Annotated in this window: 14 protein-coding genes; 1 reads left to right on the top strand and 13 read right to left on the bottom strand. The window is 67.6% G+C overall.

The window, feature by feature from the left end:
• Window positions 1-44: 44 nt before the first annotated feature.
• The 9 genes from BSZ39_RS00080 to rpsB all read right to left on the bottom strand — a co-directional run bounded on the left by BSZ39_RS00080 (window position 45) and on the right by rpsB (window position 8,468).
• On the bottom strand, window positions 45-1,442 hold the full coding sequence (locus BSZ39_RS00080; RefSeq protein ID WP_073715364.1) for a M50 family metallopeptidase: 1,398 nt from the start codon (window positions 1,440-1,442) through the stop codon (window positions 45-47).
• Window positions 1,430-2,647 (bottom strand): 1-deoxy-D-xylulose-5-phosphate reductoisomerase, encoded by a 1,218-nt coding sequence (gene dxr / locus BSZ39_RS00075; RefSeq protein ID WP_425425659.1) that lies wholly within the window; start codon window positions 2,645-2,647, stop codon window positions 1,430-1,432. Before dxr ends, BSZ39_RS00080 begins: the two co-directional genes overlap by 13 nt.
• Window positions 2,647-3,198 (bottom strand): DivIVA domain-containing protein, encoded by a 552-nt coding sequence (locus BSZ39_RS00070; RefSeq protein WP_073715362.1) that lies wholly within the window; start codon window positions 3,196-3,198, stop codon window positions 2,647-2,649. The genes dxr and BSZ39_RS00070 overlap by 1 nt, the downstream gene beginning before the upstream one ends.
• Window positions 3,195-4,361, bottom strand: a complete 1,167-nt coding sequence (gene rlmN, locus BSZ39_RS00065; protein ID WP_073715361.1) for a dual-specificity RNA methyltransferase RlmN — start codon at window positions 4,359-4,361, stop codon at window positions 3,195-3,197. The genes BSZ39_RS00070 and rlmN overlap by 4 nt, the downstream gene beginning before the upstream one ends.
• Window positions 4,358-5,287 carry a phosphatidate cytidylyltransferase gene (locus BSZ39_RS00060; RefSeq protein ID WP_245792380.1) on the bottom strand — a complete coding sequence of 310 codons (930 nt, stop codon included), beginning with the start codon at window positions 5,285-5,287 and terminating at the stop codon, window positions 4,358-4,360. Before BSZ39_RS00060 ends, rlmN begins: the two co-directional genes overlap by 4 nt.
• Window positions 5,288-5,845, bottom strand: coding sequence for a ribosome recycling factor (gene frr / locus BSZ39_RS00055; protein ID WP_073715360.1), 558 nt, complete (start codon window positions 5,843-5,845; stop codon window positions 5,288-5,290). It abuts the gene before it with no gap.
• Window positions 5,846-5,871: 26 nt separating this feature from the next.
• The gene (gene pyrH / locus BSZ39_RS00050; RefSeq protein WP_073715359.1) at window positions 5,872-6,600 is read right to left on the bottom strand and encodes a UMP kinase; all 729 of its coding nucleotides are present in this window, start codon (window positions 6,598-6,600) and stop codon (window positions 5,872-5,874) included.
• A gap of 86 nt (window positions 6,601-6,686) precedes the next feature.
• On the bottom strand, window positions 6,687-7,511 hold the full coding sequence (gene tsf, locus BSZ39_RS00045) for a translation elongation factor Ts (RefSeq protein ID WP_073715358.1): 825 nt from the start codon (window positions 7,509-7,511) through the stop codon (window positions 6,687-6,689).
• Window positions 7,512-7,523: 12 nt separating this feature from the next.
• Window positions 7,524-8,468, bottom strand: a complete 945-nt coding sequence (rpsB, locus tag BSZ39_RS00040) for a 30S ribosomal protein S2 (protein WP_073715357.1) — start codon at window positions 8,466-8,468, stop codon at window positions 7,524-7,526.
• A gap of 348 nt (window positions 8,469-8,816) precedes the next feature.
• Between rpsB and BSZ39_RS14420 the strand changes: the two genes are divergently transcribed.
• Window positions 8,817-9,464 carry a M23 family metallopeptidase gene (locus tag BSZ39_RS14420; protein ID WP_245792379.1) on the top strand — a complete coding sequence of 216 codons (648 nt, stop codon included), beginning with the start codon at window positions 8,817-8,819 and terminating at the stop codon, window positions 9,462-9,464.
• Window positions 9,465-9,470: 6 nt separating this feature from the next.
• Here BSZ39_RS14420 and BSZ39_RS00030 read toward each other — a convergent pair whose 3' ends face one another.
• The 4 genes from BSZ39_RS00030 to BSZ39_RS00010 form a co-directional block, all read right to left on the bottom strand.
• The gene (locus tag BSZ39_RS00030) at window positions 9,471-10,397 is read right to left on the bottom strand and encodes a tyrosine recombinase XerC (RefSeq protein ID WP_073715356.1); all 927 of its coding nucleotides are present in this window, start codon (window positions 10,395-10,397) and stop codon (window positions 9,471-9,473) included.
• A gap of 24 nt (window positions 10,398-10,421) precedes the next feature.
• Window positions 10,422-11,642, bottom strand: a complete 1,221-nt coding sequence (gene dprA, locus BSZ39_RS00025; RefSeq protein ID WP_073715355.1) for a DNA-processing protein DprA — start codon at window positions 11,640-11,642, stop codon at window positions 10,422-10,424.
• Window positions 11,626-12,273 carry an ATP-binding protein gene (locus BSZ39_RS00020; RefSeq protein ID WP_083602799.1) on the bottom strand — a complete coding sequence of 216 codons (648 nt, stop codon included), beginning with the start codon at window positions 12,271-12,273 and terminating at the stop codon, window positions 11,626-11,628. Before BSZ39_RS00020 ends, dprA begins: the two co-directional genes overlap by 17 nt.
• Before the next feature lie 353 nt (window positions 12,274-12,626).
• Window positions 12,627-13,439 (bottom strand): restriction endonuclease, encoded by an 813-nt coding sequence (locus BSZ39_RS00010; protein ID WP_073715353.1) that lies wholly within the window; start codon window positions 13,437-13,439, stop codon window positions 12,627-12,629.
• Between the last annotated feature and the right edge of the window lie 400 nt (window positions 13,440-13,839).

Genomic DNA, 13,839 nt, shown 5'->3' with positions numbered 1-13,839 from the left:
ACCGCCAACGCTTCCGTGACGCTGACGAGCGGGCGGCCTGGGGCCTACAGCGTGATCGGTTTGACGATATCGGCGTAGCCGAGCAGCAGCGTCATCGCGATGAGCAGGATGAAGACCGTATACGTCAGCGGGAGCATGCGTGCGATGTCCACTGGGCCAGGATCGGGGGCGCCGCGCAGCTTCGCGATCTGGCGGCGGGCGCCTTCGAACAGGGCGCCGGCGATGTGGCCACCGTCCAGCGGCAGCAGCGGGATGAGGTTGAACGCGAACAGCGCGATATTGAGCGACGCGACGAGCGAGAGCAGCGACATGATGCGGTCGCCCCACGTCGGGCCGGCAAGGCCGCCGGAGCCGCCGGCGTCCGACGGCGAGGAGGCGACTTCGCCCGCGATCCGGCCGACGCCGATGATCGACATGACGCCGTCCTGGCGGGGCTCGTCGGTCACGAGGGAGCGCGCCACGTCATACAGGCGCATCGGCAGCGCGCCGATGACCTTGAACGTCTCCGTCACCGCGGTGCCCGTCATCGCCGCGGCTTGGCCGATGGTGCCGGGGCGGCGTTCCTGGCCGGCCGTCACCGAGATGACGACGCGCTCCTGGACGGTGTTCGCATCGATGCGCACCTCGCGTTTTTGCGGCGTGATGCGCGCGGTGTGCTCGACGCCGTCGGAGATGAACGTGATGTTGGTGGGCTGTAGGCCGTTCTTCTCGACCGCTTTGGGCAGGTCCTGCCACGTCGTGATCGGGGTGCCGGCGAAGCTCGTGATGGTGTCGCCGGCGCGCAGGCCCGCGGCGTAGGCGGCGCCCGGTTCGGTGCACGGGTCGGCATCGGTCGCGCATTCGGCGACGGCGGAGACCGTCGGGGTCAGCGTCGGCAGGCCATAGCCGACGATGATGCCGGATAGGAGCACGAACGCGATGACGAGGTTCATGAGCGGGCCGCCAAGCATGACGACGATCTTCTTCGGGACGCTCAGGTGGTAAAACGCACGGTGTTCTTCACCGGGGGCGAGGTCCGCGAGGGCCTCGGCGCGCGCTTCGCTGGCGAGCGAACGGCGCTCGGCGCTGCGGCTCTCGGGGCGGCGTCGGGCAGCATCGGCAGGTGCGTCGGGGCGGGAACCGACGTGCGAGGGGGTGGCGGCGGTCGATGCGTCGGTGGGCCCATCGACGTCGTGGCTGTGGGCGCCGGCGTCGTCCTTCGTGATTGCGCGTTCCGGCGGGTACATCCCCGCCAGGCGCACGTAACCGCCGAGCGGGATCGCCTTGATGCCGTATTCGGTCTCCCCGCGCTTCGTGGACCACAGCGTCGGCCCAAAACCGACGAAATACTGCGGCACCTTCACGCCGAAGCGCTTGGCCGGGGCCATGTGGCCGATTTCGTGCAGGGCGATCGAGACGAGCAGCCCGATGATGAGCAGGCCGATGCCGATCAGATACGCCACGCGGTGAGCCTTTCTTTCGCGCTTGTCCGAGCCCAGGAATCGACCTCGGACAGGTCCGTGCGACTGGGTGTGCGCGCCTTGTCCCAGGTGTGGGCGGCGAGCACGTCGCTGATGGTATCAACGATCGCGAGGTAGGGAATGTTCCCGGCGAGGAACGCCTCGACGCATACCTCGTTGGCGGCGTTCAGCACCGCGGGATGCGTCGGGGAGGCGGCGACGGCCGCGCGCGCGAGCTCGGTGGCTGGGAAGGTGGCGGTGTCGACGGGCTCGAACGTCCACGTCGCGGCCTGCTCCCACGTGCAGGCGGGCGCCGGGTAGGCGCGCTCCGGCCACGTCAGGGCGAGCGCGATGGGCAGGCGCATGTCCGGCGGGGAGGCCTGCGCGATCGTCGAACCGTCGCGGTAGGTCACCATCGAGTGGACGATGGATTGCGGATGCACGACGACGTCGATATCGGCGGCGTCGATGTCGAATAGCAGCTGGGCTTCGATGAGTTCCAGGCCCTTGTTCATGAGCGTCGACGAATTGACGGTGACGACCGGGCCCATGGCCCAGGTCGGGTGCGCGAGGGCCTGCTCGGCGGTGACGCCATCGAGGTCTGCGCGGGTCTTGCCGCGGAACGGCCCGCCGGAGGCGGTCAGGACGAGGCGGGCGACGTCTGTGGTGCCATCGACGGTCTCGGTGCACAGGCCGCGGCGGTGGTGGCCGGCGGCAAGCGCCTGGAACATGGCCGAATGTTCGGAATCGACGGGCACGATCTGGCCGGGGCGTGCCATCGCGCGCGTGACGAGCGCTCCCCCGACGACGAGGGACTCCTTGTTCGCGAGCGCGAGGCGAGCGCCGGTGGCGAGGGCGGCGAGGGTGGAGTCGAGGCCGATCGAGCCTGTGATGCCGTTGAGGACCGTGTCTTCGGCGTTGGCACGCGCGGCGGTGGCGGCGGGAGCGTCGGGGCCGACGAGGATGTCCGGCATCGCAAAGTCGCGGCCCGCGCCGGCGGCGGCGAGGCGTTCGCGCAGGTCGTCTTCGCGAGTCGCGTCGGCGATCGCGACGACGTCGGGCTGGAATTCGGCGGTCTGGGTCGCGAGCAGGTCGAGATTGGCGCCCCCGGCGGCGAGCGCGGCGACGCGCAGCCCCTGATCACGGCAGACGTCGAGAGCCTGGGTGCCGATCGACCCCGTCGCCCCCAGGAGGTAAACGGCGGGCACTATTCGACCGCCAGCAGCACTTCGGCGACGCGGTCGAGGTAGGTGTCGACGACGTTCTCGCTGTAGGCCTTCTCGCCGCGTGCCGACGCGAAATCGGCCTGGCGGATGTCATGCGAGGTCAGCTCGGCACCGTCGTCGAAATACGACACGAGCGTCTCCATGAGCTGATCGACGTCGGCCTTGGCGTAGCCGGTACCCTCCGCGTTGGCGAAGCGTTCGCCGGCGGGCCGCTGCAGGCGCGGGTAGAGCGTCTTGGCGAGTTCGGCGATGTGATCCATCCAGGCGTCCTGCCCGTTGGCGGCGATGAAATCGGCGCGGCGGCGCTTGACGAACGCCACCTCGAGCCGGTCCAGGGCGGCGTCGACGGCGGAGAACCGGTAGCCGCCGCGCACCTGCTCAAACGCCACGTTGCGCACGTCCTGGTCGGTCATGGTGCGCTCGCCCGCGTCGGCCTCATAGGAGGCACGTGCCCGGGTGAAAAACTCCTCGACGGCTTCGATCTCGTAGCCGTCGGAAAACTTGCCCTCGCGCGGAAACATGTCCTCACTCATGACTGTGCCCCTTTCAGTACTTCGGTCGCCAGCTGCCCACAGGCGCCATCGATGTCGCTGCCTCGAGTATCTCGCACGCTGGTGCGAATTCCTGCCCGACGCAGCGTGTCGACGAACTCTGTCGTGGCGCGCCTAGTCGATTCCGTCCACATCGAGCCGGGCGTTGGATTCAGCGGGATGGGGTTGACGTGCGCCCAGCCCTTGCCGCGTTTGTTGAGTTCGTCGGCTAGCAATTGCGCCCGGAAAGCCTGGTCGTTGATGTCCTTAATGAGCGCGTATTCGATCGAGACGCGTCGGCCGGTGGCGCGGAAATACGCGCGTGCCGCGTCGAGCAGCTCGCCGACCTTCCAGCGCGAGTTCACGGGGATGAGGTTGTCGCGCAGTTTGTCGTCGGGCGCATGGAGCGATACCGCGAGCGTCACCGGGATGTCCTCGGCCGCGAGCTTGTTGATGGCGGGCACGAGGCCGACGGTCGAGACGGTGACGTGCCGGGCGGACAGGCCAAAGCCGTCGGGCGCGTCGTCGGTCAGCCGCCTCACAGCCCCGATGACGGCGCGATAGTTCGCGAGCGGCTCGCCCATGCCCATGAAGACGATGTTGGACAGGCGCCCTGCGCCCGTCGTGAGCGCGCCGGCTTCGCTCATCGCGGCGGCGATGCGCACCTGCTCCATGATTTCGGCCGTCGAGAGGTTACGCGTCAGGCCCATCTGACCGGTGGCGCAAAACGGGCAGGCCATTCCGCAGCCGGCCTGCGAGGAGATGCACAGCGTCGTGCGATCCTGATAGCCCATGAGGACGGATTCGACGCGCACGCCGTCGAACAGCTGCCACAGCGACTTGATCGTCGCTCCCCCGTCGGCCTTAATGTCGGTCACCTTGGTGACGAGTTCGGGCAGGAGCAGGCGGGTGAGCTCCTCGCGCTGCGCCGCGGGGATGTCCGTCATGTCGTCAGCGTCGCGGGTGAAGCGGGCGAAGTAGTGGTGCGAGAGCTGGTCGGCGCGGAAGGCAGGCAGTCCGGCCTCGACGGCGAGTTCGCGGCGTTCGGCGCGCGTGAGATCGGCGAGATGCTTGGGCGGTTTGCCGCGCCGCGGCGCGGTGAACGTGAGCGGGAGGCGGAGGGCGGGATCGAGCGATTCCACCGGCGCCGCGTGCTTTTCGGTCATGACAGGAGCTCCAAGACGAGATAGACCACGGGCACGGTGGCGAGCAGCGAGTCGAGGCGATCCATGATGCCGCCGTGGCCGGGCAGGACGGTGCCCATGTCTTTCAGGCCGAGGTCGCGCTTGATGAGGGATTCGCCAAGATCGCCGATGGTACCCGCGAGGACGCCGCACAGCCCCATGAGGGCGCCGACCCAAAAGGGCAGGTCGAGTGCGAACAGGGCGAAGGCGATGCCGACGATGATCGCGAGGGTCTGCGAACCGGCGAAGCCCTCCCACGACTTTTTCGGTGAGATCGACGGGCTCATCGGGTGTTTGCCGAACAGGACGCCCGCGATATAGCCGCCGGTATCGGAGGCGACGACGATCGCGACGAAAGCAAGAACCGCCCACGGGCCGTCGTCCCGTCGGGCAATGAGCACCGCGAACGAGGCGAGGAACGGCAGATAGGCGGCGACGAACATCGTGGTCGACGCATCGCGCACGGCCTCCAGACCGCCGCCGTCGACGACGCGCCACACGAGCACGGCGCCGCACGTCAGGGCGAACGCCATGAGCAGCGCCGACGGGCCCGCGACCCACGCGGAGACCATCATGCCGGCGCCGCCCACCCACAGCGGGATGAGCGGGATGCGGATGCCGCGCAGCGTTACGGCGCGTGCGAGTTCCCACATGCCCGCGCCGATGACGATCGCGACGAGCGCGACGAAGATGCGGATGTCGAAATACAGCGACGCGAGCAGGACAACGATGAGGCCCACCCCGACGCCGATGGCCTGGGTCAGGTTGCGACCGGCCTTGCCGACGACGGCGGGCGGGTCTTGCGGGGTCGGCGGTGCGGGCTCGACGAGCGCGCGGGATGCCCGTCGTCGAGCCTCGCGCAGCCGCTGTACGGCCGCCTGCGGGTCAAAGGTCTCGCCGGCGCGCACTTAGATTTCGAGGAGGTCGGTTTCCTTGGCGGCGAGCAGTTCATCGATGAGATCGACGTACTTCTTGGTGAGGGCCTCGAGTTCCTTTTCGCCCCGCTCGACGGCGTCTTCGCCTTCGTCGCCGTCCTTCTTCAGCTTGTCCAGGCCGTCCTTGGCCTTGCGGCGCTCATGGCGCACGGAGATGCGGGCGTCCTCGGCGGTCGCCCTGGCGAGCTTCACATATTCCTTGCGACGTTCTTCGGTGAGGACCGGCAGGGCGACGCGGATGTGGTTGCCGTCGTCGGTCGGGTTCACGCCGAGATCGGATTCGCGCAACGCTCGGATGATGCCTTCGGTGGCGCTCCGGTCGTAGGGGTTGATGAGGACGGTGCGGGCCTCGGGGATGTTGAGCGATGCCAGCTGCTGCAGCGGCGTCGGCGCCCCGTAGTAGTCCACGAGGATCGATTCAAACATCGCGGCATTGGCGCGGCCGGTACGGATGTTGCCGAACGCCTCGCGGGCGTAGTCGACAGCTTTGCCCATGTTTTCCTCGGCTTCGAGGAGAATATCGTCAATCACTGGAACTCCTAAGATGTGACTAGTCGCTACCGGCGCGGCTGCTCGCCGCTTACCAATGTTCCTATTGTGTCACCTCTGAGCGCGCGTGCGACATTGCCCGGCTCGCTCATGCCGAACACGCGCATGTTCAGCCCGTTGTCCATCGCGAGGGAGAAGGCGGTCGCGTCGACGACCTTCAGGCCCTGGGCGAGGGCGTCCTGGAAGGTGATGAAGTCGAGCTTGGTCGCGGTCGGGTCGGCCTTGGGGTCGGCGGTGTAGACACCGTCAACGCCGGATTTGCCGACGAGGAGCTCATCGCAACGGGTCTCGAGTGCGCGCTGCGCGGAGACGGTATCGGTGGAGAAGTACGGCATACCGGCGCCGGCGCCGAAGACGACGACGCGGCCCTTTTCCATGTGGCGGATGGCGCGCAGTGGGATGTAGGGCTCGGCGACCTGGCCCATGGTGATCGCGGTCTGGACGCGGGTGCGAGTGCCGGCCTGTTCGATGGCGTCTTGCAGAGCGAGGGCGTTGATGACGGTGCCGAGCATGCCCATGTAATCGGCGCGGGCGCGATCGAAGCCGCGGCTGGAAAGCTCGGCGCCGCGGAAGAAATTGCCGCCGCCGACGACGCAGGCGACCTGCACGCCTTCTTCGACGGCTTCGTGGATCTGCGCGGCGATGAGGTTCAAGACATCGATGTCCAAACCGAGGGTGCCACCCCCGAACACTTCGCCGGAAAGTTTCAGCAAGACGCGACGCGGCTGATCGGACATGTTTCCTCGCTCAGGGGTGGTAGAGAACGTGTGGTGGTTATGAACCGGCCCCGCCTCGCAGGACGCGAAGCGGGGCCGAATCGGTGCTAGGCGCCGACGCGGAAGCGGGCGAAGCCGGTGACGTTGCCACCGGAGGCCTCAACGATCGAGCCGACGGACTGCTTCGGGTCGCGGGCGAAGCCCTGGTCGAGGAGGCAGTTCTCCTTGAAGAAGCCGTTCATGCGGCCTTCGACGATCTTCGGCAGCGCGCCTTCCGGCTTTCCTTCGTTCTTCGCGGTTTCCTCGGCGATGCGACGCTCGTCCTCGACGGTCTCCGTGGGGACCTCGTCGCGGGAGAGGAACTTAGGCGAGTAGGCGGCGATGTGCATCGCGACGTCGTGCGCGACCTCGGCGCCGGCGGCGTCGGTGGCCACGAGGACGCCAACCTGCGGCGGCAGGTCCTTCGCGGTGCGGTGCAGGTAGACCTCGACGTTCTCACCGGTCACGGCCGCGATGCGGCGGATGACGATCTTCTCGCCGAGCGGCGCGGTCGCGTCGGTGAAGGTCTGGCCGAACTCCGAGTTCAGCAGCTCTTCGGGGGTGGCGATGCCGTGCTCGGCAGCGTAGGCCACGGCCTTGTCAGCGATCTCGATGAACGGGCCGGACTTCGCGACGAAGTCGGTCTCGCAGTTGATCTCGACCATCGTGCCGACCTGGCCGCCGTCGCCGGGGCGCACGTCGGTCGCGATGATGCCTTCCGAGGTCGAGCGGCCCTCGCGCTTGGCGATGCCCTTCAGACCCTTGACGCGGATGATCTCGTGAGCCTTCTCGGCGTCGCCGTTGGCCTCGTCGAGCGCCTTCTTGACATCGAGCATGCCGGCGCCGGTCTTCTCGCGCAGCGCCTTAATGTCAGCGGCGGTGTAGTTTGCCATGAATCTCGCTCCTTAGGCGTTGTCAGTGGTCTCGGACTTTTCGCCGACGACGACGGTTTCCGAAGTCTTGTCCTGGTCGACCTCGCCGGCCGGGGCCGACTCGGGGGTGGCCTGCTCGGCGGGGGCTTCCGTGGCCGCTTCCTCGGCCTTGGGGGCCTCGTCGGCCTTCGGGGCTTCGGCGGTTTCGCCTTCGCCGGCGCCTTCGAGCATCTCGCGCTCCCACTCGGCGAGGGCTTCGCCGTCGCCTGCTTCACCGGTCTGGCCGCCGTGGCGGGTCACGAGGCCCTCGGCCGCGGCGTCGGCGACGACGCGGGTAAGGACGGCGACGGAACGGATCGCGTCGTCGTTACCCGGGATGCCGTAGTCGACGTCGTCCGGGTCGCAGTTGGTGTCGAGGATCGCGACGATCGGGATGCCCAGCTTCTTGGCTTCCGCGACCGCGAGGTGTTCCTTGTTGGTGTCGACGATCCACACGGCCGAGGGAACCTTGGCCATGTCGCGGATGCCGCCGAGGGTGCGCGAGAGCTTGTCCTTCTCGCGGGACTGCATGAGCAGTTCCTTCTTTGTTAGGCCCGAGCCGGCGACGTCGTCGAAGTCGACCTGCTCGAGTTCCTTCAGGCGCTGCAGGCGCTTGTGGACGGTGCCGAAGTTGGTGAGCATACCGCCGAGCCAACGCTGGTTGACGAACGGCATGCCGACGCGCTGGGCCTGCTCGGCCACGGCTTCCTGGGCCTGCTTCTTGGTGCCGACGAACAAGATGGTGCCGCCGTGAGCGACGGTCTCCTTGACGAAGTCGTAGGCGCGGTCAATATCCGACAGCGACTGCTGCAGGTCGATGATGTAGATGCCATTGCGCTCGGTGAGGATGAAGCGCTTCATCTTGGGGTTCCAGCGGCGGGTCTGGTGTCCGAAGTGGACGCCCGACTCGAGCAGCTGGCGCATGGTTACGACGGCCATGACGCATCCTTCCCGCAGACGGTTGTCTGCGTGTTTTCGGGCATTAACTGCCCTGATTTCGGTTGATAGTCCTAGTGCGCGGACCAGGCGACGCCCTTGCGGGACCGGTGCCGCCTGGGGATTAGCCGCGCACGCGATAGTCAACGATCGGGCGGATGCCCAGTCGTTGCCACGCGTGAGTTTACCCGATCGGGCGCGCGCGGGCCATGATCAGGCGGATGTGGCGGCGGCGAGCTTTCCCACACTTGGGTGCCGTGGCAATCCACATGATGCGCGCGGGGGTGGCGCGGTGCTGGGGCGGGGCGAGCTCGGTGGATGCAGGGAGAAATGATGCGGCACGGTGGCGGAATGGATCCGACGATGTTTTCCGCCCGACGCGAGGTGCAGCTGGGGCGCCGAGCTGGCTGGCTTGGTGCCGCACTCCTGGTGTTTGTCTCCCTGCTGGCGTTGGCATGGCCCACGAGCGCCGCGGGCACCAGCGCTATCGGTGCCATGTTCCTGCCGCGGCAGTCGTCGACCCGCATCGACGCCGCCGTCGAGGCACCCGACGATACCGTGCCGCGGCGCGATCCCGCGTCAGCCTATGACTGGCCCACGGGACGTGAGGTGCCGGTGCTGCGCGCGTTTCAGCCGCCCGCGATCCGCTGGGAGCGTGGCCATCGCGGCGTCGATTTGGCGTATCCGGTCGGCTCGCAGGTCTATGCGGCGGGGGCGGGCCGCGTCGCTTTTGCAGGTGCCATTGGTGGCAAGGGCGTCGTCGCGATCGAACATGCCTCGGGGCTGCGCACGACGTATGAACCGGTTCAGGCGAGCGTGGCGGCGGGCCAAGTGGTCGCGCGCGGCGATCCGATCGGCGCGCTGCTGCCCGGCCATTGCAAGGCCGAGGAGTGCCTGCACTGGGGCGCGAAGTATGGGACGGGGCGCGCCGAGCGCTACATCGATCCGCTGTCGCTGCTTGGTCGGCTGCGCTACCGGCTCGTCCCCTACGACGGTTGAGGGAAGTTAGGCGCGCGGGTGCGCCTGGTTGAAGGCGGCGCGGAGCTTTTCTTGCGTCACGTGCGTGTAACGCTGCGTCGTCGACAGCGAGGAATGACCGAGCAGCTCTTGGACCGTGCGCAGGTCCGCTCCCCCGTCGAGCACGTGCGTGGCGGCCGAGTGCCGCAGCCCGTGCGGGGCGACGTCGCGCACGCCAGCGCGGGCCGACAGGCGATGCAGGGCGGCGCGGATGGTGCGCGGGTCGAGGCGGCCCCCGCGAGCGCCGACGAAGAGGCGATCACTGCCGGGGGCGGCGAGCTCGCCGCGGACGGCACTCCAGCGCTCGAGTGCTGTAACCGCGGGGCGCCCGATCGGCACCATGCGGGTTTTATTGCCCTTACCTACGACCCGCAGGACGGCGCGGGAGGCATCGAGGCTCGTCGTGGTGAGCTCGGTGACTTCGCCGACGCGCAGGCCCGCGGCGTAAATGAGTTCGAAGATCGCATGATCGCGGATGGCGAGGGGCTCGCCGTCGGCCGCTTCCCGTTCAGCCTGCTGGAGCAACGTTTCGATCTCGCCTTCGCGCAGGACGGTCGGCAGCCGCGAGTCGCGTTTGGGCGTCGACAGGCGCAGCGCGGGGTTGGTATCGATCAGGCCCTCGTTGCTGGCCCAGGTGAAGAACTGCCGGATCGCCGACGTGCGCCGCGCAAGCGAGGCACGCGCCTCCCCGTGGCGCGCAAGATCGGCGAGCCAGCCGCGCAGCTGCGGCAGCGACAGATCGAAATCGTCGAGCGTGTTCGGCGATGACTCGGCCAGTTCGTCGGCCGCCTCGGGGCTGGGCGCTACGAAGGTCAGGAATGAGCGTACATCGCCGAGGTAGGCGCGCACTGTATTCGCACTGAGGTCACGCTGCAGCTGCAGGTACCTTTCATAACGCGACAACACCGGGGCCATGGGCCCTATCGTCGCACGGACCGGCTAAGCGCGGCGGAAGGCGTGTCCGATCTGCGTGGCTTTGTTTGCGAGCGTGAGCATGCCGAGTGCGGCGCGGACCTCGGCGACGGAGAGAGCCGCTTCGTCGGCGATGGCGGAGATGTCGAGGCTGCCGCGCGGCGGCAGGACGTCGAGGACACGGGCCTGGGCGGGCGTGAGGTCGTCGAGGATGCCGCCCGCGTCCGAAAGCTTCGTCGCGTCGAGCGTGCCGATGGGCGTGACGAGCTCGCGGACTTCACAGGCGTCGGTCACGAGCGTTGCGAGTTGGGAGCGGATGGCTTCGTGGCAGCCACTACTCGCCATGTCGGTAACGGGGCCGGGCACGGCGGCGACCTGGCGGCCGAGTTCGCTCGCGTCGCGCGCGGTGCGCAGGGCGCCGGAGCGAATGGCAGCTTGGACGACGACGGTCGCATCCGACAGCGCGGCGATGAGGCGGTTGCGCTCCAGGAAGCGGAAACGCGAAGGCGTGCGGCCGGGTGGGTGTTCGGAGATGATGAGGCCCGCGGCTTCGATAGCGGCAAGGAGGTCGTGGTGGGCGCGAGGGTAGAAGCGGTCGACGCCCCCGGCGAGGATCGCGAGCGTCGGCCCGTCGGCGGCGAGGGCTCCGCGGTGGGCGGCGCCGTCGATCCCGAAAGCGCCGCCGGAGATGATCGGGTGGCCGCACATCGCGAGTTCGGCGGCGAGTTCGCGTGCCATGTGCAGCCCGTAGGTGGAGGCGGCGCGGGCGCCGACTATCGCGATCGGGGCCGGGGCGGGGGCCGGGGCGAGGGTGTCGGTGCGCGGGCCGCGGCACCATAGCGCGAGCGGCATGCGGGCGCCGAGGTCGGCTAGGCGCGTCGGCCACGCATCGTCGTGCGGCGTGATGAGGTAGCCGCCGTAAGACGCGTGCGTGGCGAGCAGGGAATCGATCTCGAGGCGCTCAAAGCGCGGCGCCCAGCGTTTCAGGGCCGCGGAGTCGATTGCGGCGATGGCGGTCGCGTCGGGGGCGGCGGCGGTGGCGGTCGCAAGACAGGCGCTATCGGCACGTCGGTTTGCGGGTGCGACGTCCGCCCAGGTGCGCAGGGCGTGGGCGACGCGGTCGAGTGCGTCGACCGGGCCGTGGCGCGAGATCAGCCGCAGGGCGGCGCCGTCGCCGCTTTCAGTGAGCGCCGACCAGGTCGCATACGCCCGAACCTCCGGGCTGAGGTCGTTAGGCAACGCAGGCATAGTCGTCTCCAGTTCGCAGCAACAGGGCGGCCGCGACGTCGTCGTGGGCGGGGGTGGCATCGCCGCGCAGGTCGGCGAGGGTGAGCGCGAGGCGCAAAATACGGTCGAGGCCGCGCAGCGTGATCTGCCCGCGCGCGAGGTGCTTATCGAGGCTCGTGCGGACGTCTGCCGGTATGGGCGAGGCCGGGCCGCGCAGGATGTTTGCCGGGACGTGCGCGTTGAGGCTGAAGGCCTCCCCCTGCCAGCGTTCGGCCTGCCGGGCGCGGGCTGCGGCGACCCGGGCGGCGATCTCGGCGCTCGTTCCGACTCCCGGCTCGGGCTTCGACGTCGAGGGCGTGGTGACGACGCTGCGGATATCCATCCGGTCCAGCAGCGGCCCGGAGAGCGCCTCGAGGTAACGGCGCTTTTGCAGCGGAGTGCACGTGCAGCGGGTGCCCTTGTCGTAGCCGTAGCCGCACGGGCACGGGTTTGCAGCGAGGATCAGCTGGAAACGCGCGGGATACGTCGCCACCGAATGCGAGCGATGGATCGCGATCGAGCCGGACTCGAGCGGCTGGCGCAGCAGTTGCAGGCGCGCCGAGCCGAACTCGGGGGCTTCGTCGCCAGATAGAAAGCACACCCCGGTGGTCACACAAGTTTATCCGAATAGGCCAACACCACCAGCCGATCGGGCTCTACTCGCCCGAGCGCTGCATCGCCGACGCGTTCCGCCACCGCGGCCAGCTTGGCACGAGGTCGCACGAGCCTCGATCAAGGAGTGGTTGCGTCGCGACAGAAAGCCCAACAGCCTAATACAGGTCGCGCTGCAGCTCCCCCGGGTCAAGACTCCGATCTTCTGCGCCTCGGAGACGCTGTCATGACCCGCAACGCCTACTCCACCTGTCACCTGAACGTGCAGCGGTCCCGCGTGCACCGCCGTGGGATTGATGATCACTGCAAGGAACCAGGATGCTTTATCGACCCGGAAGTGGCATAGCAAGTGGCCTACTCTGACGTAGGTATGAATCGTGCTGCCCCTTCCGGCAGGTACTGCTCCGCGAGTTTCAGCGGCGACGTTTCCTCTGCCTCGAACAGCGTCCGGTCTCGATTTTCAAATGGCCGCATAACAGCGAACTGAGTTGGCATCAGACGTTGCGACATCAGCAGGATCGACCTCAGCGTGGCCTGCGGGATACCCCGAATGCAGGTCTGCTCCGAGTACGGACGTGAAAGACGTTGGAACAGCGACGCATCAGGCCTAGAGAAGAACAACGGAAACAGGGCGGAACTATTCTTCCCTACCCCTCCAGGAGGGAGCATAATCCACGAGCCAGTACCCTTACCGTCCCGCTCCTCCATCAGTCCCCAGAACGGCTGGCCAATACTCGCCTCGGACGGCAAGGCAGCGGCAACCAGGATCGCGACGACCGCGTCCGTCATCGAAGGTGCTGTCGTGGAGTCGAAGTGGAGGATCCCCTTCTCCTCCAGGAACCTTGCTGCGCCTGACTGGAAACCATTCCTAGAGATGAAGATGCCGATCGTGCTCGGCATCTCCTGGAGCTTCTGGGAGAAAGCGAGCACATCGTTCCTCTCGACGGGACGGCGCGTGTCCTTGCACTCCATCGCGACTCGATGCCGCACACCAGCCAGGTCGAACTCGTAGTACACATCAATCTCGAAGAACACATCACCTCGAGCGTTGGGGACGCGTGCTCCCCTGAGAACTTCAATGTCCTGACTCTCGCAGTTGAGGATGGCTTGATACACATAGCGGATGTAGTCCTCGAAACCGCGACCCGGCGTTGAACTGTCGAACATGACCTCATCCTGCCAGACGTTGCTCTCCCGACCCATGGTTATTTTTGATGCCGCGACGGGTTCGGACGGTCGGGATACCGCTGGTCAACGGACCGAGTCATGAGCGTTCACAGCCGAGATTCCGACGACGAGCGGTAGGCCAGTGGCATCGGCGAGGTGAATCGCCGCGGGTTTGATGGAGGCTCTCAGCCCCGGGAAGGATGATGAGAGTCGTGGCAGCACCGAGGAAGCACAGCACTGAGCTCCAGCAGCGGGCCACGCGGATGGCAATGGACGCCCGGAAAGACCCGGAGTCGGCGCGTGGGGCGAGTTGAGTCCCTCATAGTGGTGTAGCGGGGTGGTCGTGCTGGACAGCAGGGCGGTCACCGCGTGATCCTCGAGTTCATCTTCTACAACTCAC

The sequence above is a fragment of the Bowdeniella nasicola genome (assembly GCF_001907295.1).
Lineage (GTDB): Bacteria > Actinomycetota > Actinomycetes > Actinomycetales > Actinomycetaceae > Bowdeniella > Bowdeniella nasicola.
The sequence above is the reverse complement of the archived record's forward strand: the minus strand, read 5'-3'. Positions and strand labels throughout refer to the sequence as shown.

Bases quoted from the DNA above. Each gene is read 5' to 3' on its own strand.
- BSZ39_RS00070 (WP_073715362.1), bottom strand. From the start codon at position 3,198: ATGAGTGAGGACATGTTTCCGCGCGAGGGCAAGTTTTCCGACGGCTAC.
- rlmN (WP_073715361.1), bottom strand. From the start codon at position 4,361: ATGACCGAAAAGCACGCGGCGCCGGTGGAATCGCTCGATCCCGCCCTC.
- pyrH (WP_073715359.1), bottom strand. From the start codon at position 6,600: ATGTCCGATCAGCCGCGTCGCGTCTTGCTGAAACTTTCCGGCGAAGTG.
- tsf (WP_073715358.1), bottom strand. From the start codon at position 7,511: ATGGCAAACTACACCGCCGCTGACATTAAGGCGCTGCGCGAGAAGACC.
- rpsB (WP_073715357.1), bottom strand. From the start codon at position 8,468: ATGGCCGTCGTAACCATGCGCCAGCTGCTCGAGTCGGGCGTCCACTTC.
- BSZ39_RS14420 (WP_245792379.1), top strand. From the start codon at position 8,817: ATGGATCCGACGATGTTTTCCGCCCGACGCGAGGTGCAGCTGGGGCGC.
- BSZ39_RS00030 (WP_073715356.1), bottom strand. From the start codon at position 10,397: ATGGCCCCGGTGTTGTCGCGTTATGAAAGGTACCTGCAGCTGCAGCGT.
- dprA (WP_073715355.1), bottom strand. From the start codon at position 11,642: ATGCCTGCGTTGCCTAACGACCTCAGCCCGGAGGTTCGGGCGTATGCG.
- BSZ39_RS00010 (WP_073715353.1), bottom strand. From the start codon at position 13,439: ATGTTCGACAGTTCAACGCCGGGTCGCGGTTTCGAGGACTACATCCGC.